The sequence below is a fragment of the Microbacterium esteraromaticum genome (genome assembly GCF_900163815.1).
Taxonomy (GTDB): domain Bacteria; phylum Actinomycetota; class Actinomycetes; order Actinomycetales; family Microbacteriaceae; genus Microbacterium; species Microbacterium esteraromaticum_B.
This window is the reverse complement of record NZ_FUKO01000006.1, coordinates 42,908-64,704: the sequence shown is the minus strand read 5'-3', so window position 1 is coordinate 64,704 and position 21,797 is coordinate 42,908. Positions and strand designations below refer to the sequence as shown.

General features: G+C 64.9%; 19 protein-coding genes. 10 read left to right on the top strand and 9 right to left on the bottom strand.

Annotated elements, in window-relative coordinates; all coding sequences use genetic code 11:
• Positions 1 to 23 precede the first annotated feature (23 nt).
• From FM104_RS01730 to FM104_RS01720, 3 genes are read right to left on the bottom strand one after another with little or no spacing between them, the layout of a single operon-like run.
• Complete coding sequence (locus FM104_RS01730; RefSeq protein WP_087129732.1) at positions 24 to 1,094, bottom strand: GNAT family N-acetyltransferase; 1,071 nt, start codon at positions 1,092 to 1,094, stop codon at positions 24 to 26.
• Positions 1,091 to 2,197: a GNAT family N-acetyltransferase gene (locus FM104_RS01725; protein ID WP_256971468.1), complete on the bottom strand. Its 1,107-nt coding sequence runs from the start codon at positions 2,195 to 2,197 to the stop codon at positions 1,091 to 1,093. Before FM104_RS01725 ends, FM104_RS01730 begins: the two co-directional genes overlap by 4 nt.
• Positions 2,194 to 2,475 (bottom strand): hypothetical protein, encoded by a 282-nt coding sequence (locus FM104_RS01720; RefSeq protein WP_143738227.1) that lies wholly within the window; start codon positions 2,473 to 2,475, stop codon positions 2,194 to 2,196. The genes FM104_RS01725 and FM104_RS01720 overlap by 4 nt, the downstream gene beginning before the upstream one ends.
• Before the next feature lie 506 nt (positions 2,476 to 2,981).
• On the opposite strand from FM104_RS01720, the gene smc reads away from it, so the two are divergent.
• The 3 genes from smc to FM104_RS01705 all read left to right on the top strand — a co-directional run bounded on the left by smc (position 2,982) and on the right by FM104_RS01705 (position 7,998).
• Positions 2,982 to 6,494 (top strand): chromosome segregation protein SMC, encoded by a 3,513-nt coding sequence (gene smc, locus FM104_RS01715; RefSeq protein ID WP_087129729.1) that lies wholly within the window; start codon positions 2,982 to 2,984, stop codon positions 6,492 to 6,494.
• 89 nt (positions 6,495 to 6,583) lie between these two features.
• Positions 6,584 to 7,459, top strand: a complete 876-nt coding sequence (gene ftsY / locus FM104_RS01710) for a signal recognition particle-docking protein FtsY (RefSeq protein ID WP_087129728.1) — start codon at positions 6,584 to 6,586, stop codon at positions 7,457 to 7,459.
• 38 nt (positions 7,460 to 7,497) lie between these two features.
• A complete protein-coding gene (locus FM104_RS01705; RefSeq protein ID WP_087129727.1) occupies positions 7,498 to 7,998 on the top strand; it encodes a DUF2004 domain-containing protein in 501 nt (166 codons plus the stop codon).
• Positions 7,999 to 8,024: 26 nt separating this feature from the next.
• Here the strand turns inward: FM104_RS01705 and lipA are convergent, their stop codons facing one another.
• Both lipA and lipB read right to left on the bottom strand, forming a co-directional pair.
• Positions 8,025 to 9,017: a lipoyl synthase gene (gene lipA / locus FM104_RS01700; protein ID WP_087129726.1), complete on the bottom strand. Its 993-nt coding sequence runs from the start codon at positions 9,015 to 9,017 to the stop codon at positions 8,025 to 8,027.
• Entirely contained in the window at positions 9,014 to 9,655 is a 642-nt protein-coding gene (gene lipB, locus FM104_RS01695) for a lipoyl(octanoyl) transferase LipB (protein WP_087129725.1), read from the bottom strand. Before lipB ends, lipA begins: the two co-directional genes overlap by 4 nt.
• A gap of 98 nt (positions 9,656 to 9,753) precedes the next feature.
• On the opposite strand from lipB, the gene FM104_RS01690 reads away from it, so the two are divergent.
• Both FM104_RS01690 and ffh read left to right on the top strand, forming a co-directional pair.
• Positions 9,754 to 10,338, top strand: coding sequence for a TetR/AcrR family transcriptional regulator (locus FM104_RS01690; RefSeq protein ID WP_087129724.1), 585 nt, complete (start codon positions 9,754 to 9,756; stop codon positions 10,336 to 10,338).
• Positions 10,339 to 10,387: 49 nt separating this feature from the next.
• Positions 10,388 to 11,947 carry a signal recognition particle protein gene (gene ffh / locus FM104_RS01685; RefSeq protein ID WP_087129723.1) on the top strand — a complete coding sequence of 520 codons (1,560 nt, stop codon included), beginning with the start codon at positions 10,388 to 10,390 and terminating at the stop codon, positions 11,945 to 11,947.
• Between the two features lie 53 nt (positions 11,948 to 12,000).
• On the opposite strand, the gene FM104_RS01680 is transcribed toward ffh, so the two are convergent.
• The 3 genes from FM104_RS01680 to FM104_RS01670 form a co-directional block, all read right to left on the bottom strand.
• The gene (locus FM104_RS01680; protein ID WP_087129722.1) at positions 12,001 to 13,848 is read right to left on the bottom strand and encodes an alpha/beta hydrolase family protein; all 1,848 of its coding nucleotides are present in this window, start codon (positions 13,846 to 13,848) and stop codon (positions 12,001 to 12,003) included.
• 153 nt (positions 13,849 to 14,001) lie between these two features.
• Complete coding sequence (glpK, locus tag FM104_RS01675; protein WP_087129765.1) at positions 14,002 to 15,516, bottom strand: glycerol kinase GlpK; 1,515 nt, start codon at positions 15,514 to 15,516, stop codon at positions 14,002 to 14,004.
• Positions 15,517 to 15,561: 45 nt separating this feature from the next.
• Positions 15,562 to 17,265, bottom strand: coding sequence for a glycerol-3-phosphate dehydrogenase/oxidase (locus FM104_RS01670; protein WP_373407826.1), 1,704 nt, complete (start codon positions 17,263 to 17,265; stop codon positions 15,562 to 15,564).
• A 102-nt stretch (positions 17,266 to 17,367) separates the two neighbouring features.
• Here FM104_RS01670 and FM104_RS01665 point away from each other — a divergent pair, with 102 nt between their 5' ends.
• Positions 17,368 to 18,342 carry a sugar-binding transcriptional regulator gene (locus tag FM104_RS01665; protein WP_087129720.1) on the top strand — a complete coding sequence of 325 codons (975 nt, stop codon included), beginning with the start codon at positions 17,368 to 17,370 and terminating at the stop codon, positions 18,340 to 18,342.
• 9 nt (positions 18,343 to 18,351) lie between these two features.
• Here FM104_RS01665 and FM104_RS01660 read toward each other — a convergent pair whose 3' ends face one another.
• Positions 18,352 to 19,500, bottom strand: coding sequence for a glutamate--cysteine ligase (locus FM104_RS01660; protein WP_087129764.1), 1,149 nt, complete (start codon positions 19,498 to 19,500; stop codon positions 18,352 to 18,354).
• 203 nt (positions 19,501 to 19,703) lie between these two features.
• Between FM104_RS01660 and rpsP the strand changes: the two genes are divergently transcribed.
• The 4 genes from rpsP to trmD are packed head-to-tail and all read left to right on the top strand — an operon-like array spanning position 19,704 to position 21,663.
• Complete coding sequence (gene rpsP / locus FM104_RS01655; RefSeq protein ID WP_087129719.1) at positions 19,704 to 20,135, top strand: 30S ribosomal protein S16; 432 nt, start codon at positions 19,704 to 19,706, stop codon at positions 20,133 to 20,135.
• 6 nt (positions 20,136 to 20,141) lie between these two features.
• Complete coding sequence (locus FM104_RS01650) at positions 20,142 to 20,372, top strand: RNA-binding protein (RefSeq protein ID WP_087129718.1); 231 nt, start codon at positions 20,142 to 20,144, stop codon at positions 20,370 to 20,372.
• Positions 20,365 to 20,946, top strand: coding sequence for a ribosome maturation factor RimM (gene rimM / locus FM104_RS01645; protein WP_087129717.1), 582 nt, complete (start codon positions 20,365 to 20,367; stop codon positions 20,944 to 20,946). The genes FM104_RS01650 and rimM overlap by 8 nt, the downstream gene beginning before the upstream one ends.
• A 15-nt stretch (positions 20,947 to 20,961) precedes the next feature.
• Positions 20,962 to 21,663, top strand: a complete 702-nt coding sequence (gene trmD / locus FM104_RS01640; protein ID WP_087129716.1) for a tRNA (guanosine(37)-N1)-methyltransferase TrmD — start codon at positions 20,962 to 20,964, stop codon at positions 21,661 to 21,663.
• Positions 21,664 to 21,797 lie beyond the last annotated feature (134 nt).

Genomic DNA, 21,797 nt, shown 5'->3' with positions numbered 1-21,797 from the left:
ACACCGGTTCGCAGACGCTGCTTTCAGGTCAGCCGTTTCTGCCACGCGCCCGCGTAAGAAGCGGGCACGAAGCCGATCGCCTCGTTGATGTCGAGCATCGGCCGATTCTCCTCTGCGTTAAAGGTGGAGATCTTGGGGGAGCGCGGTGCGACAGAGCGCCAGCGCAGGATGTTCGCGCACTTCACGATGGTGCCCAGACGCCGGCCACGGTGCTCTTTCACGACGAGCGTGCCCCACTGGTGGGTGACACCGCAGAGATCCGCGCTGATGTTGAGCTCGTTGAAGGCGACCATCGCGCCGGAGGGCTCGTGCATGACCGCAGTGACGGACATCGTCTGCCCGCCCGCGGCGAAGGTCGCATCCCTTCGCGCGACGCGGTCTTCGTCCCAGGTCTCGGCGGCGTTCTCCAGGTCGCCGCTGGGAACATCGGTGGCCATCCGGGCGATCATGCTTCCGTACCCGGCGCGAAGCTCCGGCGGTGTGGGCAGTGTCCACGCCACGACTCGATAGTCGGGTCCCGCGAAGGCAATCGCTTCGGCAAGTCGCTGCTCGGCGTCGTGAACCGCGCCGTCCAGCGGGAGGATGCTGTTGCGTTCGACCTGCTCCAGCCGATACCCGTGCGCGTCGAGCAGATCGCTCAACGCGGTCGTGGCGACAGATCCCCAGCCGGTCGCCGGTGTCAGCATCCGCTCATGATGCGCGGCCGGATGCAGCGTCCACGTCTGCAGGACGCTGCGCCTGAGGACTCGAGCTTCCTGCTCGAGACGCTCCACGAGCGCGGACCCGACCCCGTCCTCTCCGTGTGGCGGCAGGAACACGAGTTCGATCTCCGCGGTCGTCGTGCCCTGTTCTGTGGCGGTGCTGATCGAAGCTGCCCCCACGATCTCACCATCACACCGAGCGATGAAGCCGCGACGGATGCGATCGGATTGATCGAGCCAGACCGGCAGCATCTCCTCGGCGGTGTCGCTGAGGTCGCTGATGCCTGCATCCAGCTCGGCCGCCTGATTTCCGAGCGCGACCATCGCCCGAAACTCTGTGGAATCCGCTGCGTCAGCGTGCGCCGGAACGATCATCGGTGTGATCGTGATCATCTCAGGACCTTCTTCCAGGCGCCTTCATAGGCGATCGGTGCGAAGCCGATGGCTTCATTGATGGAAAGCATCGGCCGATTCTCTTCCGCGTTGTAGGTCATCACGTGCGGCGAATCGGGATGCTGTTCTCGCCAGGAGAGCAGCCCGGCGGTCTTCAGCAGCATTCCGAGCCGGTGCCCCCGATGTCCCGAGAGCACGAGCGTGTCACGCTGATCGGTCTTGGACGTCGGATGCTGGTCGATGACGAGCTCGTTGAATGCGCACAACTCGCCGGTGGCGATGTGCTCCGCAGCGGTCACCTGCACCGTTTCGCCCTTGCCCGCATAGCGCGCGTCATGACGGCGCACGCGGTCGGCATCCCACGTCTCGATCGGCATGCCCAGTTCTGCATCCGGGACGTCCGTGGACATGCGCGACTTCAGCCATGCGTAGCCGTCGATGAATTCTTCCGGGGTCGGCAGCATCCACTGCACGATGCGATAGTCGGTCGCGTGCGCCACGGCATCCGCGTGCAAGTCCTGCAGCCGTCTACGCGTCGTGGGATCCCACACGAGGGTGCTGGCCCGCTCGATCTGCTCGAGAGTAAAGCCGTGGCGTTGCAGGAAGCGAGCGGTGTGGTCGTTCGGCACAGTACCGAACCCCGTCGGTGAGGGGACTGTTCCGACGGCACCCTGCTCGTGATGCTCGTTCCAGCAGAGCAGTTTGCGTAGACCCTTGTCTCGAGCGAAGTGTTCGACGTGCGATAGGGCTGCGGTGCCGATGCCCTGGCCCCAATGCTTTCGCAACAAGGCGATGGTGCCCATGGCCGTCGCCGCGTCGTCATCCTGATAGACGTTCAGCGGAACGCAGCCGATCACTTCGCCGCCCCGCTCGATGTACCACTGAGTGCGGGCGACGTCGGCATCGCTGTACAGCAGCGGCAGCATCGTCTCGGCAGTGACTGCATCGTCGGTGCGCCCGGTCTCCTCAGCAAGGGACGCATTGCGAACAGCGGTGTATGCGCGGATGAGCGGACTGGGCGCTGCGTCTGCCCGAGCAGGTAGCTCAAGCAGACGCAGCGTCGCGCCGGCCACAAGCGGGATCGTCATCCCGTTGCTTCTCATAGGAGCCTCCTCTGGATCCCGTAGCTGAGGATCGTCATAGCGGTGCGTTCGTCGATTGCGCGCCGCTGCGGGTCGCACAGTTCGGGCGCTGATGGTGCGCCGCCTTCAACGGTGTGCTGCCCGAGCAGCCAGAGCGCGATGTTGAGGCGAAGACGGTCGGCGAGCGGAAGCTGCTGCTGCCGTTCGCGATCGGGGATGCTGAAGACCTCGCGGCCATCGGTATCCGGTGGATGACTGGACGTGTGCTGACGTTCGTCGGTCAGCAGGAGCATGCTCACGATGTGTGCTTTCTGAAGATGCACGGATGCGGCGCTCGTCGCACGAGAGCGCGACGGCACATGTTCCGGAGAAGGGCCGGGTGAGACCCGAAAAATGGGCGAACCCGACACAGGAGAGGGCCCGACGAAGCGGGCCGGAGAGCGGCGGCCCACAGAGTGGGCGACGCGGTCATCGATCAGACGCGTAGCGTCAGATGACGGGAGGCTGCCGGAGCGGTTCTAACCGAGAACGCTGGCGAAGGCCACCGAGACGGCGGCAGTGCGCGCTGGCACGAGCGACGCGGTGCAGAACCGGGCATCGAGCTTCGTGATCATCATCGGTGACCTCCTCTCTTGTGAACGAGAAGTCACGCTAGTCCCACGGACGACATCTCGTCAAGCATGTGGTGTGCCTGTCGGCGTGTCGTGACACCGGCAACCTGCGAGACCGCCGCGCGGGATCCGGCGTGTCGCCTGGGATTCCGGTAGCGTATGGGCGTGATTCACTTGACCGCGAAGGCGCCTGCATGCATCTGAAGAGCCTGACGCTCAAGGGCTTCAAGTCATTCGCTCAGCCGACCTCGTTCGTCTTCGAGCCGGGGGTCACCTGCATCGTCGGACCCAACGGATCCGGCAAGTCCAATGTCGTCGACGCTCTCGCATGGGTGATGGGCGAGCAGGGAGCCAAGACCCTCCGCGGCGGCAAGATGGAGGACGTCATCTTCGCGGGCACGTCCACCCGCGGTCCGCTCGGTCGTGCCGAGGTGCAGCTGACGATCGACAACAGCGATGGCGCCCTGCCGATCGAATACGCCGAAGTCACCATCAGTCGAACACTGTTCCGGAGCGGATCGAGCGAGTATGCGATCAACGGCTCCAGTTGTCGGCTGCTCGATGTGCAGGAGCTGCTGAGCGACTCCGGGCTCGGGCGCGAGATGCACGTGATCGTCGGGCAGGGACGTCTCGATACGGTCCTGCAGGCCTCGCCGGAGGATCGCCGCGGCTTCATCGAAGAGGCAGCGGGAATCCTGAAGCACCGTCGCCGCAAAGAGAAGACCGTGCGCAAGCTCGATGCGATGGAGACCAACCTCACGCGCTTGAGCGACTTGGCCGGAGAGATCAGACGCCAGTTGAAGCCGCTCGGCCGGCAGGCGGAGATCGCCCGCGAGGCGCAGACGATTGCCGCCGTCGTGCGCGACGCGAAGGCCCGCATCTTCGCCGACGACGTCGTTTCCTTGCGCACAGCGCTGGCCGATCACACGCGCACCGAGCACGAGCGCCACACCGAGCGACTCGTGCTGTCGGAGCAGTCGGATGCGGTGCGCATCGGCATCCAGCGTCTCGAGCAGCAGCAGAATTCGGCGGCCGTCGACGAAGCCAGGCGCATCGCATTCGGGCTGGAGCAGACGCAGGAGCGGATGCGGGGCCTCTTCACGCTCGCCAATCAGCGCCTCGCGCTGCTCGGCAGCGATGATGACGAGACGACGACGGCGATCACCGTGACCCAGGACACGATCGACGAAGCCAAAGACGAGATCACGAGGATCTCGGAAGGTCTCGGCGACGCGCAGGATGCCGCTGCTGCAGCGAGTCGTGAGGTCGTCCTCGCGCGTGCAGAGCTCGACACGCTCGACGTGGATATCGCTGAGCAGAGCGCGCTCGTCTCCGAGTACGACATGCGGGTTTCCGCGCTGCGGGGAACGGCTGATGCGGCAGCATCCGCTCTCGCCGCCGTGCGTGGTGCGGTGCTGCGGCAGGAGCAGGCGCTGGGAGCCGCGCACACTCGTCGCCGGGAAGCGGCCGACGCGCTGGAGGCGATAGCGGATGCCGAGGCGCCGCAGGGCTCCGCCGCCGAATACGCTGCCGCCTACGAAGAGGCGCAGAAAGAAGTCACCGCGGCGGAAGCAGACCGCGATGCACTGCGCGAGAATCTGCACGAAACCGAGCGCGAGGCCGACTCCTTGACGGCGAAGGCTGCTGCCCTCACCAGCGCGCTCGCGATGTCGGGCGGCGCGGCGGAGATCGTTGCAGCTGGTGCACCCGGCGTGCGCGGTCTCGTCGGAGACTCGGTTCAGGTCCGCTCCGGATACGAAGCAGCGATCGCCGCCGTGCTGGGGCCTCTGGCCGAGGGTGTGCTGGTCGACGATGCCGAAACCGCGTTCACCCTGGTCGCAGAAGGGTCGCGGGGCACTGTCGATTACGTCGTCGCTGACGGAAGCATCACCGTCGGGGCCGCGCCTGCCGAGCTCGCCGACACGGTGGCTGCCGTCGAGGTGATCGACGCGCCGAAGGGCGTGCGGGCGATCCTGGCCCACGTGTTGATCGCAGACGATCTCGCAGCCGCCCGCGCGGCCCGGACGTTGCTCGATGCCGTCGGAGACTCGCTGACGACGATCGTCACGAAGGATGGCGAAGTGGTCACCGCTCACACGATGCGTGCAGGCTCGGGGGAGACTTCGCGGCTGGAGCTCGCCGCCGAGCGCGATGCGGCCACCGAGCGACTTGCAGAGGTGCGGGTGACTGTCGAACGGCTGCACGCGGCGCGTGCCGATGCCACCGAGCGGGTCGAGACCGCACGGCGGCTCTCGAAGGACACGCTGCGGGCGCTGCGCGAACACGATGCGGCTCTGGCGACTCATACCGAGCAGGTCAACCGGGTCACCGTCCAGCACGAAGCGGCCACCGCAGAATGCGAGCGGTTGGAATCTGGACTCGCGCAGGCGCAGGGTGCGGTGACCGATGCGGAATCGGCAGCGACGAGAGCGAAAAGCGAGCTGGAATCGCTGGAATCAGAACCCCGCCCGGTGCTTGACGCATCTGCGCGCGATGGGCTGCTGGAGACCCTTGAGACAGCGCGCGAGGGCGAGGTGCGCGCGCGCTTGGAGATCGAGACGCTGCGGGAGCGCGTGCGAGCCGCCCAAGCGCGGGTAGTCGCCCTTGAACGTCAACGCGATCAGGAACGGGATGCTGCTGCAGAGGCCGCGCGACGCGCGGTGATCCGTCGGGGGCAGCGCGCTGCGGCATCCGCCGTCGCCGAAGAACTGCCACGCGTGCTCGACTCGATCGACAGATCTGTCACGGAGTCTCGGATGGCGCTGGCCGCGGCGGAGTCCGAGCGCTCGGCCCACAACGAAGAGCTCACGGCGCTGCGCGCACAGGAGGGGTCGCTGCGTGAACGTCTGGCGGGGCTCACCGAGAGCGTGCACGGGCTCGAGCTGCAGATCCACGAGAAGAAGCTGCACCTGAACAGCCTGCTGGAGCGGGTCGCGTCAGAACTCGCCCTCGACGAAGATATTCTCGTTGCAGAATATGGGCCGGATCAGTTGGTTCCTCGCGACCCTGGAGCTGACGAGGAGCATGAGGATGCGGCGATTCCATTCGATCGGCGCATCCAAGAGCGCCGACTGAAGGATGCGGAACGCAAACTCGGACAGCTCGGACGCGTGAATCCGCTCGCACTCGAGGAATTCGCGGCTCTCGAGCAACGCCACGCCTTCCTCACCGAGCAACTCGCTGATCTGACGAAGACCCGCCAGGATCTGCTGACGATCATCGCTGAACTCGACGAGCGGATGCAGACCATCTTCGCCGCGGCTTTCGAAGACACCAAGCAGGCTTTCACCGAGGTCTTCCCGCTGCTATTCCCCGGTGGGGCTGGCAGCATCTCGCTGACAAATCCCGATGACATGCTGGCCACGGGCATCGAAGTAGCGGTGCGTCCGGTGGGCAAGAAGATCGAACGGCTCTCGCTGCTGTCGGGCGGTGAGCGGTCGCTGGCGGCAGTCGCGCTGCTGGTGGCGATCTTCAAGGCGCGACCCAGCCCCTTCTACATCCTCGACGAGGTGGAAGCCGCTCTCGACGACGCGAACCTCGGGCGTCTTCTGACGGTTTTCGAGCAGCTCCGGGAGAACTCGCAGCTGCTGATCATCACCCACCAGAAGCGCACGATGGAGATCGCCGATGCCCTCTACGGCGTGTCCATGCGCCAGGACGGTGTCTCCGCAGTGGTCGGCCAGCGCGTCGGCGCCGCAGCATCCTGACCGCAGCATTCTCGCCTGTTTGGGGGGTGGGCCGAAAGCTCACGGCGTCACGGGGGCGGCGAGCCTGCGGAAGATCGTAGGCTGGAGGCATGGCGGAAAAGTCCTGGTCTCTCGGTCGCTCTCTGCGCGGCATGTTCGTCAAGCCCACCATCGATGAGACGACATGGGAGGACCTGGAGACGGCGCTCATCACGGCGGACTTCGGTCCCGATATCGCCGAGCAGCTGATCGACGAGCTCCGCGAGAAGGTCGATCGCTACCGCACCACAGACCCGCGCGACCTGCAGCGGATGCTGCGCGAGACGCTCGAGGAGCGCTTCGCCAAGTTCGACACCACTCTCAAACTCACCGAGCGACCCGCCGTTGTGCTGGTCGTCGGTGTGAACGGCGTCGGCAAGACCACGACGATCGGCAAGTTCACCAAGTTCCTCCGCGGCTTCGAACGCAGCGTCGTCGTCGGTGCAGCCGACACCTTCCGTGCCGCGGCCGTCGAGCAGCTCGCCACGTGGGCCCAGCGCGGAGGAGCGGCGATCGTGCGCCCCCAGCAGGAAGGGCAGGACCCGGCATCCGTCGCATTCCAAACCGTGGACTATGCGAAGCAGCATGGCATCGAGATCGCGATCATCGACACCGCAGGCCGGCTGCACACCAAGAGCGGCCTGATGGATGAGCTCACCAAAGTCCGCCGCGTGATCGAGAAGCAGGCCCCGATCAGCGAGGTGCTGCTCGTGCTCGACGCCACGACAGGGCAGAACGGCGTCATGCAGGCCGAAGCGTTCCTGCAGCACGCCGGCGTCACTGGACTCGTGATCACGAAGCTCGATGGCTCGGCAAAGGGCGGTTTCGTGCTGGCCGTGCAGGAGCGCACAGGGATCCCGGTCAAACTCCTCGGTCAGGGTGAGGGCATCGACGATCTGACCGGTTTCACGCCGCATGTGTTCGTCTCGGCGCTCGTCGGAGCATAGGGCTAGCGTGGGTGCAGAGAGGCTGGTTTCATAACGACATGGCGATCGAACACGACTACTTCGGAGTCCTTTCCTCCGGCCCTGACGGAGCCATCTTCTGGACCGAGCGCGTGGAGTGCGGCGACCAGTCCGTGACGGTGGATCTGACGGCTCCCGATCAGGACGACATCTCACAGGCCGCACTCGACGTGGCCGCGGCGATGATCACCGGCATCGAGAACGTCGATGCGAATGTACGCGGCGCGATGCTCACCGAGGTGGACGATCGCACCAGCGAGGTGACCGAATACATCCTGCAGCAGCAGCAGGCCTACGGTGAAGAGCTCGAAGAGGTGCTCGTCGATGTCAGCGGCGATGTCGCCGTCGATATCATCCGCTCGCTGCGGTTCATGAGCTTGACGATCCTGGCCGACGAGCACGGCGGCTCCGAGCCGTTCGCCGTGCTCGAGTACGCACTCGATGCGGATGCTACTGACGATGTGCTGCTGGTGAACCTGGGGTCCGACGGCTCGGTGCTCTCCGTCATGAGCGCCGACTGACGCAGACCCTTCGTCTTATCTGAGAGTCACACGGCCTGAGCGAAGCCGAGCTCGACGCCTTCCGCGATGTGCGCGAGGTGGGGCGGGATCTCCCGTCCCTTCGACATCATCGACTGCGCCCACAGACGGCCCGCGCGGTAAGACGAGCGCACGAGGGGGCCCGCGAGCACGCCGAGGAACCCGATGCGCTCGGCCTCCTCTTTGAACTCGACGAACTCTGCGGGCGTCACCCAGCGCGCAACCGGAAGATGGCGCGGCGACGGGCGCAAGTACTGCGTGATCGTGATGATGTCGCATCCGGCTTCGCGCAGATGCTGAAGCGCTTCGATCACTTCTGCGGGCTCTTCGCCCATTCCGAGAATGAGGTTCGATTTCGTGATGAGTCCGGCTTCATGTCCCTGCGTGATGACGTTCAGCGACCGCTCATAGGTGAAAGCCGGCCGGATGCGCCGGAAGATGCGCGGAACGGTCTCGACATTGTGCGCAAACACCTCGGGGCGTGCATCGAAGATCTGCCCGAGGTAGTCCGGATTGCCGCCGTGATCGTTCGCCAGCAGTTCGACTCCGGTATTCGGATTCTGCGCGTGGATCTGTCGCACCGTTTCGGCATTGAGCCAAGCGCCGGTATCGGGCAGGTCGTCGCGTGCGACGCTGGTGACCGTGGCATAGCGCAGGTCCATGCGCGTGACGCTCTCGGCGACCCGCCGCGGTTCGTCGGTGTCGTAGTCGGCCGGCTTTCCGGTATCGATCTGGCAGAAGTCGCAACGACGCGTGCACTGCGAGCCGCCGATGAGGAAGGTCGCCTCACGGTCTTCCCAGCACTCGAAGATGTTCGGGCACCCGGCCTCCTGGCACACCGTGTGCAGCCCTTCCTCCTTCACCAGGGAATGCAGCGCCTGATACTCCGGGCCCATCTTCGCCTTGGTGCGGATCCACTCTGGCTTGCGCTCGATCGGCGTCTCCGCGTTGCGGATCTCCAGTCGCAGCAGCTTGCGTCCATCGGGGTGTGCGGCGCTCATGCGGCCACCTCCGTCGCATATTCAGCGGCGAAGGCCGCAGCGACCGGCTGCACGATATCGCTCGGGGTGACTTCGGCGCCGACGATCTCGCTGATGGTGGTGACGCCCGCGTCTGTGATGCCACACGGAATGATGCCGCAGAAACCCGCCAGACTGTTATCGCAGTTGATGGCGAAGCCGTGCATCGTCACACCCTGCTGCACACGCACGCCGATCGCCGCGACCTTGTCTTCACCCAGTGGTCGACGCACCCAGACTCCGCTGCGCCCCTCGACCTGGTAGCCATTCACACCCAGTGGCTGCAGCACGTCAATCAGAAGCCGCTCGAGGCGGCGCACGTGGGCGACGACATCCATCGGCTCAGGCAAGCGCACGATCGGATATCCGACCAATTGCCCGGGGCCGTGCCAGGTGATCTTCCCGCCGCGATCAACATCGATCACAGCTGTGCCGTCCTGCGGTCGGTCCTGCGGCTCCGTGCGCTTGCCAGCGGTGTACACGGCTTCGTGCTCGAGCAGCAGCAGCGTGTCGGGTCGCGCGCCGGAGACGACATCGTGGTGGATGCTGCGCTGCAGTTCCCATCCGTCCGAGTAAGGAACATAGTCCGGGGCGAGTCCGGAGATCTGGATGTCGAGCATGGGTCGCTTTCTATTGTTAGACGGTGTCTAAGAATGTCGATCGAGCAATACCCTACGCCTGATTCTGGCTGATTGGCCACCCGGCTACGCTGAGTCATATGGAAAACGAGCCGCGCGCAGGGAGGCCCCGGGCATCGTCACGGGAGACTCTCGCGGAGGCCGCCTGCGAACTGTTTCTGGAACAGGGGTACGAGGCCACCTCGATCATCGATATCACCCGCCGCGCGGGGGTCAGCCGCTCCAGCTTCTTCAACTACTTCTCTTCGAAGAGCGACGTGCTCTGGTCGGGGCTCGACGCTCGAATCGACACCGCACTGGCGGCGTTGGCATCGCTGGGAGCCGATGCTGATGGGCCCGCGGTTCGCGCTGCGCTCGAACCGATCGTGCACGGTCTCGCGCCCGACCCGCTCACGCTCGCTCTGCGAAACGCACGCGCGATGGGGCTCGAAGCAGAGCTGCTGGCGGACACGGGGCTGCGTCACGCGCGGATCGCCTCGGCTGTGGCATCGGTCGCCCGCAATTCCGGAATCGGCGCGATCCGGGCCGACATCCTCGGTGCGGCGCTGGCGACCGCACTGCTTTCGTCCTTGCGGGTGTGGGCTGAACAGGGTGCCGGACAGGCGTCACTGGAGCATCAGTTCGATGCGGCGCTGCGCAGCATCCATGATCTGCCCTGGGGCTGACACCCGGAGATGATGATCTACCGGTCGCTCGCGTAGAATCAAAAGCACCATGGCTACTTTTGGCACGCTTTCTGATCGGCTCACCGAGACCTTCCGCAACCTGCGCACGAAGGGCAAGCTGACCCCTGCTGATGTCGACGGCACTGTCCGCGAGATCCGTCGCGCCCTGCTGGATGCTGACGTCGCGCTCGTCGTCGTCAAGGAATTCACCGCGAAGGTGCGCGAGCGCGCCCTCGGCGACGAGGTCAGCAAGGCGCTGAACCCGGCGCAGCAGGTGGTGCAGATCGTCAACGAGGAGCTCGTGGCGATCCTCGGTGGCGAGCAGCGGCGGCTGGCGTTCGCAAAGACGCCGCCCACCGTCATCATGCTTGCGGGCCTGCAGGGCTCGGGTAAGACGACCTTTGCCGGCAAGCTCGCCAAGCAGCTCGAGGGCGAGGGCCACACGCCTCTGCTCGTCGCCGCCGACCTGCAGCGTCCGAATGCCGTGAATCAGCTGCAGGTTGTGGCTGAGCGCGCGGGCGCCACGATCTTCGCGCCCGAGCCCGGCAATGGCGTAGGCGACCCGGTGAAGGTGTCAAAGGCCGGCGTCGAGCACGCCCGCCGTCACCAGCACGATGTCGTCATCATCGACACCGCCGGCCGTCTGGGTGTGGATGCCGAGCTGATGAAGCAGGCCTCCGACATCCGCAAGGCGACCGAGCCGGATGAAGTCCTGTTCGTCATCGACGCGATGATCGGTCAGGATGCCGTCAACACGGCCAAGGCCTTCCAGGAAGGCGTCGACTTCACCGGTGTCGTGCTGTCGAAGCTCGATGGCGATGCACGCGGTGGTGCTGCACTGTCGGTGGCATCGGTCACCGGCCGTCCGATCATCTTCGCGTCGACGGGAGAGAACCTCGAGGACCTCGAGCCGTTCTACCCCGACCGCATGGCGAGTCGCATCCTCGACCTCGGTGACGTCCTCACCCTGATCGAGCAGGCGCAGCAGGCCTTCGATGAGGAAGAGGCGATGAAGGTCGCCGAGAAGTTGGCGAACGAGGCCTTCACCCTGGAGGACTTCCTCGACCAGCTTCAGCAGATGAAGAAGATGGGCTCGATGAAGAAGATGCTCGGGATGCTCCCGGGCATGGGCCAGATGAAGCAGCAGCTCGATGACTTCGACGAGCGCGAGATCGACCGCACTGAGGCCATCATCCGCTCGATGACGCCTGGCGAGCGACGGAACCCCAAGGTGCTCAACGGCTCGCGCCGCATGCGCATCGCGAAGGGCTCCGGTATGACCGTCACCGACGTCAACCAGCTTGTGCAGCGATTCGATCAGGCCGCGAAGATGATGAAGACCGTCGCTCGCGGCGGCACCCCCAATATCCCCGGCATGGGGCCCGTGCCCGGCATGGGGCGGCCCGGCGCGTCCTCGAAGCGCGGGAAGAAGGGCGCGAAGAGCAAGAGTGGCTCTCGTTCCGGAAACCCCGCGAAGCGGGCAGCCGAGAACTCGGGTGTCGCGACCGATAACGCCAACCCGACGGGTTCCGGCTTCGGGCTTGGCGGGCAGGCCGCACCGTCCGAAACCGATATGGCTGAGATTCAGAAGCTGTTCGGCAAGGGCTGAACATGCACGAAGCGCCCCGGAGGATTCCGGGGCGCTTCGTGTATATCCGCTGGTCAGTAAGTGACGACCAGGGAGTTGGATGCCGACATCAGCACAACAACCGCTGCGTTCAGCACTCCTGCGATATACGGGTTGTTCGTCGCCCGGTAGATCTTCCTCGAGATCACCGCGCTGACCGCGAGGATCACGATCACCGGGATCAACCAGATGCTGTAGATCCCGCCGAAGCCGGGGATCAGCTCACCGGAAACGGCGAAGGTGATGTACTGCGCCAGCACGAGCACGATGGGTCCCAAGGAGTTGAACAGCGCGAGCACCGCCGTGTTCACCCATTCACGACCACCGATCGTCACGCGGTTGAACACGTTGATCGCGACGGAGTTCGCGACGAAGTAGATCAGGAACAGCGGAAGCACGAAGAACGCGTACCAGATCTTGTCCTGAGGGAACCATTTGAGTGCGATGACCCAGAGCCGGAAATCCGTCTTGAAGAAGTAGTCGGCCAAGAACACCAGCCCGAATGCGGCGGCGGTAACGACGAGTGCCAGCGCAACGCTCTGGAGAAGCTTGAACCAGCCTGGGAATATTCCCAGGTCGCGCAGTCGCACGCCGCTCTTCTTGCCGAAGAGGTAGTACGACGCCAGCATGATTATGATCGCGATAATGCCGTTGAAAGCAGCCCATACCCCGATGAAGAATACGGAGCCGGTCGGGATGGGGTTCGGTACGGCATTGTGTGTCAACGCCGCCAACCAGGTCTGCTGACTGAGCCAGACGTACGACCATGCCGAGATGATCGCCGAAACGACGAGTCCGCCCCAGAACCAGTAGTGACCGGAGCGCGTTGCCGGAAGTGCAGGCGCGATCGTTTCGGCCCGCAGCCCCGCGAAAGCTCGGGTGCCCAAGAGCGCACGAGTGAACGGGACCAGGAACATGCCGAAGCCCAGCAGACCGAGAGCCGTGAAGGCCTCCTTGATCTGCCATACCTGAGCGGTACCGTCCATCGCGTGGGGGGCATCCAGCGTCATATCGAAAAAGTCGACGAGGTCGGCGACCGTGTACTTGGAGATGGTGCCCCACGGGTGCGTCTGCGGCGGGGTATGCAGGATCCGGATGGCATCCTCACCGTCGATCGTGTCGGTGTAGACCGTGTCGACCTCGCGCATCTCGCCGCTGGCCGGATCGGCTCCGAAGTTCAAGAACGACTGCGCGTTGTCAGTCGTGGAGAAGTCTCGTGGCGCCGTCAACGGAACGCCCTCTGGGCTGTAGCTGCGGAAGAAGAACTCGTCGTACTGATCCGCGACGAGGCCCACGTCGCGCGTGCCGTAGAGGTTGGCGTACGCGCCTTCGGCGTCCCGGTACATCGCCTCGTTGTCGACGAGGAATACTGACGAGATCAGCTGCTCGTCTGCCGCGTCGTCCAGCGCGATCGAGAAGTTCGCGGCACGGGCGCCGTTCGAGTGCCCTGTGACGCCGATTCGCGTGGAGTCCACATACGGCAGATCCGCAATGAGCTTCACACCGTCGTACATCCCGGTGCCGCCCACCTCGAGTTCGTCCGCGGGCAGTGGATCGGAGTTGCCATGACCGTACATGTCGATCGACAGCACGACGAAACCGCGCCGCGCGAGTTCGACATAGTTGGCATCCTGCATCTCCCGGTTGTTCCACCAGCCGTGGCTCACGACCACGGCGGGTGCGCGGTTGTCAGCGCTGGCCGTCTCCGGAACGAAAAGGAGGGCATTCAGCATCCGGCCGGATGACGTCTCCCACTGCATGTCCTTCACAGCGACCGCTCCGGCGTGGGTCTGCACCACGCTCGCGCCGACTGCCGAGATCAGGCAAAGAAGGAGCGAAAGTGCCAGCCAGAAGCCGTTTCTTCGCGCTCGTCGTTGAATCATCGTTCTCTCCTCAGTGAAAGGGTTTCGGGCCCGCGCGGTCGGATACTCGCTCGCCCATGGGGAGACTATTGGCTGAATGAATGCTGAGTGGGCGATTCTGCGCCTAAGTGCACATACGTGCAGAGCCGGGTTGCGGCGTCGTGGTCGCAGCCCTCAGCGCACGTCGTCGTCGACCCAGTCCATGGACTTCGTCACGGCCTTGCGCCAGAGCCGCAGCTGACGATCGCGCTCGTCGGAAACCATCGTCGGCTCCCAGCGGTGATCCTCCTGCCAGTTGGCAGACAGATCGTCCAAGCCGCTCCAGAAGCCCACCGCGAGCCCCGCCGCATACGCGGCGCCGAGAGCCGTCGTCTCCGTCACGACGGGACGCACAACGGGCACGCCGAGGATGTCGGCCTGGAACTGCATCAGCGCGTCGTTCGCGACCATGCCTCCATCGACCTTCAGCTCAGTGAGCTCGAAATCAGCATCCGCATTCACCGCATCCAGCACATCTCGGGTCTGAAACGCGACGGCCTCCAACGCCGCCCGCGCGATGTGATTGCGATTTGCGAACCTGGTCAGTCCGACGATCGCACCGCGTGCGTCCGGACGCCAGTAGGGCGTGAACAGGCCCGAGAATGCCGGAACGATATAGACGCCGCCGTTGTCATCGACCTTGTCGGCGAGCTCTTCGACCTCAGGGGCGGACGAGATCAGACCCAGCTGATCGCGCAGCCACTGGATCAGCGATCCCGCGACGGCGATCGAGCCTTCCAGCGCATAGTGCGTGGGTGCGTCGCCCAGCTTGTACCCGACCGTGGTGAGCAGGCCATTCTTGGAGTGCACGATCTCTTCACCGGTGTTGAAGATCAGAAAACAGCCGGTGCCGTACGTGTTTTTGCTCTCGCCGCTCTGGAATGCGGCCTGCCCGAAGGTTGCTGCCTGCTGGTCACCGAGGATCCCCGCGATCGGGGTCTCGCGCAGGAGCGAAGACGTCTCGGCCGTTCCATACACCTCGGATGAGGATCGGATCTCCGGCATCATCGAGCGCGGCACGCCGAACGCTTCCAGAATGTCGTCGCGCCATTCCAGCGTTTCCAGATCCATGAACATCGTGCGCGATGCATTGGTGACATCGGTGACGTGCACACCACCTTCCGCGCCGCCGGTGAGATTCCACAGCACCCAGCAGTCGGTCGTGCCGAAGAGCAGGTCACCAGCATCCGCCCGCCCGCGCGCACCCTCGATGTTCTCCAGAATCCACGTGAGTTTCGTGCCCGAGAAGTACGTGGCGAGCGGAAGCCCGACGATCGGCTTGAACCGGTCGACACCGCCGTCGGCTGCCAGGCGGTCAACGATCTCCTGCGTGCGCGTGTCCTGCCATACGATGGCGTTGCAGACCGGCTCGCCGGTGTGACGATCCCAGACGACTGTCGTCTCGCGCTGGTTCGTGATACCGACTGCAGCGATGTCATGCCTCGTGAGGTGTGCACGTGACAAAGCGAGGCCGATGACCTCCTGCACATTGAGCCAGATCTCAGTGGCATCGTGCTCGACCCACCCCGCCTTCGGCAGGATCTGCTCGTGCTCCTTCTGCCCGGTGGCAATGATGCCGCCGCCGTGATCGAAGATGATCGCCCGACTGGACGTGGTTCCCTGATCGATCGACAGGATGTACTCAGCCATGGCGGCCTCTTTCTGCGTGTCATCGGCGACGCGCGTATTCACGGCTCAGCGGCGGGCGGGCACTTCGATCGCGAGCCCGTGCGCGTCGTTCAAGATCTGTACGGTGGCCTCGATCTCGGCATCCCTGCGGCTGTCGCTCCATCCGAGCAGAGGTGCCAGGGCATCCGCAAGCTCCTCGAGGACCTCACCGGTGACGTCACCGACGAAGGCGATGCTGGTGCGGCGCAGCACGACATCGATGAGGCGCACCACCAGTTCGTGCTCGACCATCCATTCCAGCTCGCGCGTCGAGACCGCACCGCCAGCCAGCGATCGATCGTCTTCCTGCTCGATGTGCGCCCACACCTCCGCAGCGCGTGTCCCATAGCGCGCCAGCAACTGGTCGCCGCGTGCGGCATCGGCGCCGGAGAGGTACGTCTGCTTCCACGCCGAGCGAGCTCGCACCGTGCGCGGGAAGCCCAGCCCGCCCCCGATTGGGAGACCCACGGTCGAGACGGAACGGGTGCGTCCGAGCAGGTCGAGCACGCGGTCGGCCAGCGTCTCGCCGAGTGCGCGGAATGTCGTCCACTTGCCGCCGACGAGACTCAGCGTCGGCACAGCCGTGCCTTCGTCGCGTTCGATCCGGTAGTCGCGGGATACGAACCCGGGAGCAGTGTCCTCATGGCGCGGCAATGGGCGGATGCCGGAGAACCGGTACACGATCTGCTGACGGTCGAGGTCGATCGTGGGGAAGACGTGGTTGATGAGCTCGAAGAAGTAGTCCACCTCTTCTTCTGTGCACCGCGCGGGCTGGCGAGGATCTGCCTCGATATCCGTGGTGCCGACGAGAACACGACCCTTCAGCGGATAGATGAGCACGATGCGCCCGTCAGAGTGCTCGAAGAAGATCTCCCGCCCCTGCGTCGCCGCCAGCAGCTCGGGGTGGTCGAGCACGATGTGCGAGCCTTTCGTGCCTCCCATAAAGCGGGTCGCGGTGCCGAGGACGTCATTGGTGAGGTCGGTCCACGGCCCCGAGGTGTTGACGACGACGTCTGCGCGGATCGAGAACTCCTCAGCGGATTCGAGATCGCGCAGCACCACGTCTTCACCGCGCTGCCCGACTGCCTCGACATAGTTCAGGGCATGCGAGCGCGGGTTGGCGGCACGGCCGTCCTGCAGCACGTCGAGCGCAAGGCGCTCGGGGTCGTGCATCGAGGCGTCGTAGTAGGTGGCGGTGTACTTGATCTTCGGGTCGAGAGCGGGCAGCTCTTCGAGTGAATGCCGGCGTCCGAAGAACCGATGCCGCGGGACGCTGCCACCATCGCGGGAGAACAGGTCGTAGATCATCAGGCCAAGCTTGATCAGCACGGCGCCGCGCTCTTGCGGCTTGTCGCTGCCGTGGGTGAGAAAGCGCAGGGGAGCGGCGAGGATGCCGGAGAACGTCGAATAGATCGGGATGGTCGTCTCGAGCGGCTTGACGTAATGGGGCGCGATGCGCAGCAGTCCGTTGCGCTCCTTCACCGACTCGCGCACGAGGCGGAACTCGCCGTTCTCGAGGTAGCGGATGCCGCCATGGATCATGTGGCTGGATGCTGACGATGCACCGCCGGCGAAATCGCCACGGTCGACGATGACAGCATCCACACCCTGCAGCGCGAGATCGCGGAACAGCGAGATCCCGTTGATGCCGGCACCGATGATCAGCACCGTCGTGCTTCCGGCAGTGCGGACGGCGGCCAGCTCGTCGCCTCGCTGTGAATTTCGCGTCATATCGACCATGATCCCTCTTTCTCCCTTCACCAAGCATCAAGCCGGTGGCAGAATCGCGCAAGCACGCTGCACGGATGTGCAATCCTGGGAAAGGAGGTGCGGATGATGCCCATTGACGAACCCCGTCACGATGCGAAAACGGTCGCCGCGCTCACGGCGGCGAAGCTGTACTACCTGCAGGACATGACGATGGATGCCATCGCCCGGGAGCTCTCCACATCGAGGTCGTCGGTGTCCCGACTACTCGCATCCGCGCGGGAGAGCGGCTTGGTCGACATCCGCATCAACTCGCCCTTCGAGCGTGTGGGTCGCATCGAGGAACAGCTGCGTGAGCGCTTCCGCGTGAATGCGCACATCGTTCCGATGTCGGGCATTGTGAACGACGTCGAGCGCCTGGAGCGGGTGGCTCTGACTGCAGGCCGGCTTCTCTCGCAGTTCATCGAATCGAACATGGTCGTCGGCGTGGCGTGGGGCTCGACGATCAGCATGGTCAGTCGGTCACTGGTGCAGAAAGAAGTGCACAACACGAGTTTCGTTCAGCTCAACGGCGCGGGGAACACGCAGACCAGCGGCTTGGAGTACTCCAGCGACATCCTGCAGCGCTTCGGCCAGGCTTTCGGCGCCGAGGTGGAGCAGTTCCCGGTGCCGGCGTTCTTCGACAACCCCGATACGCGTGATGCGATGTGGAAAGAGCGCAGCACCCGCCGTGTGCTGGCGTTCCAGTCGAGAATGGACATCGCCGTCTTCGGCCTGGGATCCCCGCAGTCCGAAGTGCCCAGCCGCGTCTACGTCGGCGGATACCTCAACCGCGACGACTATCGGATGCTGCGCGAAGACGGTGCCATCGGCGACGTGGCCACCGTCTTCTTCCGGGCGGACGGCACCTGGCGCGACATCCGTCTGAACGGCCGCTCGACCGGTCCGGGACTTGACCGACTGCGCCGCGTGCCGAGACGTGTGTGCGTGGTCTCGGGTGCTGCGAAGCTCGGCTCGCTACGTGCGGCGATAGCCGCGGGCATCATCACCGACGTCGTGCTCGACGAGACACTCGCGCGGCTTCTCGCCGAAGACGGCTGAAGGGCGTGATCAGCCGGAGACCGAGCCCTCCGGGCCGGCGCGGGACTCGCGGATGAGGTGCTGCACCACTGCACGCAGATCGCCGTCGGTCGCGGCTGCAGCACCCAGCTGGCGGGAGTAGCTCGCGCCCTCATTGAGGATCGTCCGCACCCCTGCGAGCTCACTGTCGCACGAAAGCTCGCCTGCGACAGGCATCAGATCCTCGACGACGGCGGCGATATGCTCGCGCACGGGCGCTTGCGAGCCGGCAGCGTCCACGATGATGCGCGCATCGAGTCCGTAGCGCGCCGTGCGCCATTTGTTCTCACGGTGGAACCACGGCGGCATCGTTGGCAAGGTGAGCCCCTCGTCGAGCTGCCTCGAGAACGACTCGACCAGCACCTGCGTGAGCGCCGCCACCGAGGCGAGTTCGGTCAGCGTCGACATCCCATCGCACGCACGCACCTCGATCGTGCCCCAGCGCGGTGCTGGCCGGATGTCCCAGCGCACTTCCGATGCATCCGCGAGCACGCCCGTACGCTGCATGTCATCGAGGTAGCTCTCGAACTCGGCCCAGGTGGTGATCGGCCAGGGGAGACCCGCCGTCGGTAGCTGCTGGAACACCAGCGCACGGTTGGATGCGTAGCCAGTGCGCTCTCCGGCCCAGTAGGGACTTGACGCCGAGAGTGCCTGCAGATGAGGAAGAAACGCCGATAGCGCGCCGATGATCGGCACTAGTTTGTCTCGGTCGTCCACTCCCACATGCACGTGAATACCCCAGATCATCATGTTGCGCCCCCACCACTGGGTGCGCTCGATGAGCTGGTGGTAGCGGCTCTTGTCTGTCACGCACTGATCGAACCACCGTGCAAACGGGTGGCTTCCCGCCGACAGCAGCTCGATACCGGCCGGATCGGTCGAGCGACGAACGGATGCTATCGCTGCGGCGATATCCGCGACGGCATCCGCGACGGTGACCCCGATTCCGCTGGTGACCTCGATCGTGTTCGTCAGCAGCTCACCGGTGACCGTGTGGCGCTCCGGTGCGCTCTGCGCCTCCAGCGAGGCCAGCAGCTCAGGCGCGCGTGCGACCAGATCGCCGGTAAGGGGATCGGCGAGCATGACCTCCCATTCCAACCCGATCGTCGAGCGGGCTGAGGAGGCGAATTCGACGGGCACGCGCACAGTCTGACACGCAGGATGGCACTGCGGCATCCGTTCGTTCTGCTCGTTTCGCGGACCGCGTCGAGATCTGGCAGAATAGAGGGTCGGACGGCTGCTCGACCCTCTATCCAGCATCCGTCCCCCTCAGAGCTTGCGCCGGGTGTGCACCCCACGCTCCAGGCGTCGTTCATCTTCCTTTCCACACATTCAGGAGAATCGTGGCTGTTAAGATCCGTCTCAAGCGCTTCGGCAAGATCCGTGCGCCCTACTACCGCATCGTCGTCGCCGACTCGAAGACCAAGCGCGATGGTCGCGTGATCGAAGAGATCGGCAAGTACCACCCGACCGAGCAGCCCTCGTTCATTGAGGTCGACTCCGAGCGCGCGCAGTACTGGCTCTCCGTCGGCGCGCAGCCGACCGAGCAGGTCGCCGCTCTGCTCAAGCTCACCGGCGACTGGGGCAAGTTCAAGGGCGACAAGAACGCGAAGTCCACCGTCCAGGTCGCAGAGCCCAAGGCTCCCTTTGAGATCGACGCGGCCAAGAAGTCCGTCGTCAAGCCCAAGGTCGAGAAGAAGGAGACTCCCGCTGAGGAGGCTCCGGCCGCTGCCGACGCGGAGGCCGCTGAGGCTCCCGCCGCCGACGCAGAGTAATCCGCTGTGCTTTCCGCCGCGCTCGAGCACATCGTCAAGGGGATCGTCGATCACCCGGATGATGTCCGCATCACCGCATCTGCGTCGCCCCGTGGCGACCTTCTCGAGGTGCATGTGCACCCGGATGATCGTGGTCGTGTGATCGGGCGCGGCGGTCGCACCGCCAAGGCGCTGCGCACCCTCATCTCCGCCCTCGCCGACGGACGTCGTGTCCGCGTCGATGTCGCGGATGGCTGACGTGGCCGCCGAGAAGAACCAGCTTCGCGTCGGCCGCCTGCTCAAGGCTCACGGCCTCAAAGGCGCGTTCAAGCTTGAGCTGTACACCGACGCACCCGAACGCCGCTTCACTCCCGGCGCGGAGTTCACTCTGCAGGTGCCGGAGGCATCGTCCTGGCACGGCAAGACCGTGAAGGTGCGCGAGTACCGCGTCATGAACGGCAACTCCGTCATCTTCCTCGAAGGCGTCGATGACCGTTCTGCCGCCGAGACTCTCGTACGCGCCATCCTGTGGATGGACGAAGACAGCGAAGCCGAGGACGATGCGTGGTACGCGCATCAGCTCGTGGGCCTCGATGTCGTGCGTGACGATGTCGTGGTCGGTCAGGTGCTGCGCGTCGAGCATCTGCCGGCACAGGACCTTCTGATCGTGAAGACCGAGACGAGCGAGGTCATGGTGCCGTTCGTCGCCGCGATCGTCCCTACCGTCGATATCGCGGCCGGCCGCATCATGGTCACCCCACCCGCTGGCCTGTTCGAAGAGCTGCCGGTGGCGGATGCCTCAGCCGGTGGCCCCACCGCAGCATCCGAGTGATCTGCGGCTCAGCTCATGCGCCTTGATGTCGTCTCGATCTTCCCGTCGTACTTCGACGGGCTGGCGCTCTCCCTGCTCGGCCGGGCACGGGAGACCGGCATCCTCGAACTCAGCGTCCACGATCTTCGGGACTGGACGCACGACCGGCACCGCACTGTCGATGACACCCCGTACGGCGGGGGCGCGGGAATGGTCATGAAGCCGGAACCGTGGGGCCTTGCGCTCGACCAGCTGGCAAAGGAGTCGGATGCTGGCGCAGCATCCGCTGTTCCCACCATCATCTTTCCCTCGCCCGCCGGCGAGGTCTTCACGCAGAAGACGGCGCGCGACCTCGCCGCAGAAGAGCATCTGATCTTTGGCTGCGGACGTTACGAAGGCATCGACGAACGGGTCTTCGAGTACGCGGCCTCGCTCGGAGAGGTGCGTCTGATCAGCCTGGGCGACTACGTGCTCAATGGGGGAGAAGTCGCTGTGATGGCGATGGTCGAGGCGATCGGGCGTCTGATTCCCGGCGTCGTGGGCAACCCCGAGAGCCTGGTCGAAGAATCGCATGAGGATGGGCTTCTCGAGTATCCGTCGTACACCAAGCCCGCGCTCTGGCGCGAGCGCGAGGTGCCACCGATCCTGCTGAGCGGAAACCACGGTGCTATCGCCAAATGGCGCCACGAGCAGCAGCTCGAACGCACCCGCGCTCGGCGCCCCGACCTGCTCGGCTGACGCCAGCGGTTCTCGGCCTGATCGAGACCAGGAGATCCGGCGAAAACAGGACGATTCCAACGAGAACATCCTGTTCTCGGCGAATCTCCTGTTGCCGGTGAGCGGATGCCGGTCGCTGGCACGCTGCCGGGCGT

Bases quoted from the DNA above. Each gene is read 5' to 3' on its own strand.
- FM104_RS01690 (WP_087129724.1), top strand. From the start codon at position 9,754: ATGGAAAACGAGCCGCGCGCAGGGAGGCCCCGGGCATCGTCACGGGAG.
- lipA (WP_087129726.1), bottom strand. From the start codon at position 9,017: ATGAGCGCCGCACACCCCGATGGACGCAAGCTGCTGCGACTGGAGATC.
- FM104_RS01730 (WP_087129732.1), bottom strand. From the start codon at position 1,094: ATGATCACGATCACACCGATGATCGTTCCGGCGCACGCTGACGCAGCG.
- FM104_RS01665 (WP_087129720.1), top strand. From the start codon at position 17,368: ATGATGCCCATTGACGAACCCCGTCACGATGCGAAAACGGTCGCCGCG.
- lipB (WP_087129725.1), bottom strand. From the start codon at position 9,655: ATGCTCGACATCCAGATCTCCGGACTCGCCCCGGACTATGTTCCTTAC.
- trmD (WP_087129716.1), top strand. From the start codon at position 20,962: ATGCGCCTTGATGTCGTCTCGATCTTCCCGTCGTACTTCGACGGGCTG.
- smc (WP_087129729.1), top strand. From the start codon at position 2,982: ATGCATCTGAAGAGCCTGACGCTCAAGGGCTTCAAGTCATTCGCTCAG.
- FM104_RS01680 (WP_087129722.1), bottom strand. From the start codon at position 13,848: ATGATTCAACGACGAGCGCGAAGAAACGGCTTCTGGCTGGCACTTTCG.
- ftsY (WP_087129728.1), top strand. From the start codon at position 6,584: ATGGCGGAAAAGTCCTGGTCTCTCGGTCGCTCTCTGCGCGGCATGTTC.
- ffh (WP_087129723.1), top strand. From the start codon at position 10,388: ATGGCTACTTTTGGCACGCTTTCTGATCGGCTCACCGAGACCTTCCGC.
- glpK (WP_087129765.1), bottom strand. From the start codon at position 15,516: ATGGCTGAGTACATCCTGTCGATCGATCAGGGAACCACGTCCAGTCGG.
- FM104_RS01705 (WP_087129727.1), top strand. From the start codon at position 7,498: ATGGCGATCGAACACGACTACTTCGGAGTCCTTTCCTCCGGCCCTGAC.
- FM104_RS01725 (WP_256971468.1), bottom strand. From the start codon at position 2,197: ATGAGAAGCAACGGGATGACGATCCCGCTTGTGGCCGGCGCGACGCTG.
- rimM (WP_087129717.1), top strand. From the start codon at position 20,365: ATGGCTGACGTGGCCGCCGAGAAGAACCAGCTTCGCGTCGGCCGCCTG.
- FM104_RS01670 (WP_373407826.1), bottom strand. From the start codon at position 17,265: ATGACGCGAAATTCACAGCGAGGCGACGAGCTGGCCGCCGTCCGCACT.